The sequence below is a fragment of the Azospirillum formosense genome (assembly GCF_013340925.1).
Taxonomy (GTDB): Bacteria; Pseudomonadota; Alphaproteobacteria; order Azospirillales; family Azospirillaceae; genus Azospirillum; species Azospirillum formosense.
In genome coordinates, this window is sequence record NZ_WHOR01000392.1 from 1 (window position 1) to 3,963 (window position 3,963).

3 protein-coding genes and 1 pseudogene are annotated in these 3,963 nt (G+C 70.5%); all 4 read right to left on the bottom strand.

Going from position 1 to position 3,963, the window contains the following annotated elements:
* Positions 1–1,194, bottom strand: a 1,194-nt coding sequence (locus GBZ26_RS27935) for a CHASE domain-containing protein (protein WP_174441593.1), incomplete at its 3' end; no start/stop codon positions are given.
* Positions 1,195–1,372: 178 nt separating this feature from the next.
* Complete coding sequence (locus GBZ26_RS27940; RefSeq protein WP_174441594.1) at positions 1,373–1,879, bottom strand: hypothetical protein; 507 nt, start codon at positions 1,877–1,879, stop codon at positions 1,373–1,375.
* Positions 1,880–1,965: 86 nt separating this feature from the next.
* The gene (locus GBZ26_RS27945) at positions 1,966–3,573 is read right to left on the bottom strand and encodes an MBL fold metallo-hydrolase (protein WP_174441595.1); all 1,608 of its coding nucleotides are present in this window, start codon (positions 3,571–3,573) and stop codon (positions 1,966–1,968) included.
* 61 nt (positions 3,574–3,634) lie between these two features.
* Positions 3,635–3,963, bottom strand: a pseudogene (locus GBZ26_RS27950) (ribose-phosphate diphosphokinase); the annotation flags it as partial.

Sequence of the window (3,963 nt, forward strand, 5' to 3'; positions counted from 1 at the left end):
CCCGACCGCACGGGCGAAGGCCGGGTTGCAGTCGGTGAACTTGGCATCCGGCCCGATCAGGGCGATGCCCAGCGGCGCCTGGTTGAACAGCAGGTCCAGCTCCGTCTCGCGGCGGCGCAGCGAGGCGGTGATCCGCCCGGCGATCACCAGCGCCCGGTCCCGCGTCGCGGCCAGCGCCCACAGCAGGGTGGACAGCAGCACGCTGAGCGACAGGCCCGTCGCCAGCACCAGCGTCGGCTTCCAGCTGTCCACTCCCCCCTCGAAGCTCGAACGGCTTTCGTAGCGGACCGACCAGACGCGGTTGCCCAGGGTGACGTCCCGGCTCGCGGTCAGCACCGGCTGGTCCGACGGTTCCGGGCGGCTGCGGTAGAGCGGAAACTCACCGTGCCCTTCGAACACCGTCGCGGCGATGTCGTTCATCCGTCCGAACACGGACTCGGCCAGCGGGGCGATGTGGATCGGGGTCATCACCAGCCCGGCGAAAGTGGCCCGCCGCTGCTCCTGCGTGGCGGGGCTCTGCCCGTCCCGGTAGACGGCCTGGAACACCAGGACGGCGGGTGGCGATGACTCGCCCTCATCGAGCCGCAGGGTGACGGCGCGGGTGATCGCCGGTTCGCCGCTGTCCCGCGTCTGCTCGGCGGCGGCACGGCGAACCGGCTCCGACAGCAGGTCGTAGCCGAGCGTGCGCAGGGTGCGTTCGTTGACCGGAGCGGCGTAGAGGGTGACGAGCCGGACCGGACCGGTCGCCTCCGGCCAGATGCGGAAGTTCCGCAGCCCGTCCATCCGGGCTTCCGTCACCATCGCCGGGGTCGTCCATTGATCGGCGGCCCGCGCGAAGGCGACGGCGGTGATGCCCGGAAAGCGCTCCGCCAAGTGCAGCCCCTCCACGAAGCGATTCCATTCCCCGCGTTTCACCTCCGGATAGGCGGTGAACAGGGCGGCGGCGGAGCGCGTCACCTGAACATAGACCTGGATCTGGTTCTCGAACCGGCGGTGCAACTCCTCCACCCGCAGGGCGAAGCGGCTTTCGGCGTCCGCGGCGACGCGCTGCCGGGTGTCGTGCCAAGCCAGCGCGGTCAGCAGAAGCGCGGCCAGCAGGGCCAGCAGGGGAAGGCGCTTCGGGACGGTCACCGAATCCATGGCGGACTCGCCCGGCGCGAGGTCGATCGGATCGGGGCTTGAAGACCTCTGCATGGTCGTACCGAAGCTGCCTGTCACGCCGCTGCGGCGCCCTTCCGGGGCGCCCCTGCCGTCTGCCGCCCTCCCGGACTTCGCCGGATGGAACGACGCGCGTCGGTAGACCTTAACCAGATTGCGCCTTTGCGAAAAGCGTATAAATATTTCCGCAATCGCCCCTTGCGTGCGGCGGCGTTCAAAACTCCTGCAACACCTTGGGGCTGTTCTCAAGAAGCGTTTCGATCATGCCCAGGATCTGCTCGATCTTTGTGCGGGTGGCGTCCAGCTCGTCGGCGGTCTTGTCGTCGATGCCGGCTTCCATCAGCATCATGTCGAAAGCGTTCAGCGTTTCCGAAAAGGCCTTCTGCTCCGCCTGAAGCACGTCGAAGGCGCCGAGCGAACTGGTCAGCGCCAGGGGCGGGTCGCTGACGAAGGCGTAACTGATGTCGGTGAAATGGGCGATGGCGGTCAGCTTCTGCCGGATCACCCATTGCGGAAAGTTGGGCGGCAGCTCGTTCCCCGCCTCCTGCAAGCGCTCCTGGATCGAGAAGACCAGCCCCTGGATGTCCAGATACGCGTTCCGGATCTCCCGGAAATGGGGAAAGGTCTTGGGCTTGCCGGCGTTGCGAACACGGCCCAGCCGGGCGTTGTCGTCGGTCAGCTTCCGCGCCATCTGGACCACGATGTTCGCCACCTTCCCCATCGCTCCGCCATCCCTTTGTTTCGCGGCCGTCACCGGTCTGCCGTCACCGATCTATAACATGCGCCGCCCGACCGTGGGCAGGCCGTTCATCCCGCCGACCGCCCCTCGGCCTGCGGCAGGCGGTCGCCCATCCCGCGGAGCAGCGCCTCGCGCGACGCGTCGTCGGGCGCGGCGTCCAACGCCCGGTGCAGATCCAGCAGGAAGGCGGCGTAGCGGTTGTGCCAATCCCGCCCGGCGGTCACGACCTCCGGTTCCAGCCGCGGCGGGCCGCCCTGGGCCATGGCCGGCGCGCGCGTCAGGGTGGCGGCGGTCAAATCGACCACCTCGTCCAGTTCGGGCAGGCGGATCAGCGCCGGGTCCCAGCCGCGGCGGACCAGGGCGTCGCGCAGTCCGGCGCGCGCCTCCTCCTCGCCATGCACCAGGAACAGGCCGCGCCCCACCCCCTGCCGCGCCGCCACCCAGGCCAGCAGGCTGCTGCGGTCGGCGTGGCCGGAATAGACGTCCAGCGACCGGATGCGGGCGCGCACCGCGATCTCCTCGCCATGGATGCGGACATTTTCCGCCCCATGCTGCAACAGGTGGCCCAGCGTGCCCGGCGCCTGATAGCCGACCAGAAGGACGGTCGCCTCCGGGCGCCACAGATGGTTCTTCAGGTGATGGCGGATGCGCCCGGCGTCGCACATGCCGCTGGCCGCCATGATGATGGCGCCGCCCTTGATCGCGTTGAGCTTCTGGCTTTCCGCGGCGGAGCGCACGCGATGCAGGTTGGGCCGGGCGAAGGGATCGCCTCCGGTGCCGAGATCGGCCAGATGGCGGCGGAACACCCCGGTGACCGCGTCGGCCAGCGGCGAGTCGAGGAACACGTCGACCAACGGGATCTCGCCGCGGTCGAACAGACGGTGCAGGTCGTAGAGAAGCTCCTGCGTGCGCTCCACCGCGAAGGCCGGGATCAGCAGCGTGCCGCCCGCGGCGAGCGCCGCCCGCACCTCGTCGCGCAGCAGGGCCTGCCGCTCGGCCTCGCCCACCTCGACCCGCTCGCGGTTGCCGTAGGTGGTCTCCAGCACCATCCAGTCGGGTCGCGGCGGCCCCTCCGCGTCGGCGTGGAAGGATCTGCCGCCCGGCCCGAGGTCGCCGGAGAACAGGATCGTCTCCGTCACCCCGCCGCGGGACACCTCCAGCTCCACCGACGCCGAGCCGAGGATGTGCCCGGCCCGCCAGAAGCGGGCGCGGATGCCGGGCAGCACCTTCACCCACTCCCCGTAATCGACCGCGTGCAGATGGCGGATGGCCGCCTGGGCGTCGGCCTGGGTGTAGATCGGCTCGACCGCCGGGCGCCCGCGCCGGCGGTTGCGGCGGTTCAGCCGCTCCACCTCCGTCTCCTGGATGTAGCCGCTGTCGGGCAGCATGTAGGCCAGCAGGTCGGCGGTGCCGGCCGTCGTGTGCACCCGCCCCTTGAAGCCCTGGCGGACCAGCTTCGGCAGCAGACCGGAATGGTCGATGTGCGCGTGGGTCAGCAGCACCGCCTTCACGGCCGACGGCTTGAAGGGGAAGGGCCGGTAATTCAGCTCCTTGACCGTCTTGGTGCCCTGGAACAGGCCGCAGTCGATCAGCAGGTCGCCGTCGCCGGTCCGGATGCGGAAACAGGAGCCGGTGACCGTGCCGGCGGCGCCGTGGAAGGTGAGGGACAGTGTCATGGCGAAACTCCGCCTTCTTGTGCCCTGTCCCCTATCTTACCACCGAAGCGTTACCGGGCCGTCAACAGAGCGCCGCCAGCGCGTCGGCGATCAGCCGGGCGAGCGGCAGGGCGTTGCTGGGGTGCGGAACCCCGTCGCAGGACAGCGGCGTGCCGAGCCCTTCCGCCTCGAAGCGCGCGGTCACCGCGGCGTCGAACAGGGCGTGCACCCCGAACACCCGGACCGACGCCGCCCCCGCCGCCCGCGCCGCCCGCGCGCAGGAGAAGATGGTCTCGCCGGAGCTGATGACGTCGTCGCCGATCACCACCGGCCGCCCGGCCAGCGGCGCGTCGGCGGGCCGGGTCACCGTCACGGCGCGGTCGCCGCGCCGCTCCCTCCGCCCGACCCGGG

Bases quoted from the DNA above. Each gene is read 5' to 3' on its own strand.
- GBZ26_RS27945 (WP_174441595.1), bottom strand. From the start codon at position 3,573: ATGACACTGTCCCTCACCTTCCACGGCGCCGCCGGCACGGTCACCGGC.
- GBZ26_RS27940 (WP_174441594.1), bottom strand. From the start codon at position 1,879: ATGGGGAAGGTGGCGAACATCGTGGTCCAGATGGCGCGGAAGCTGACC.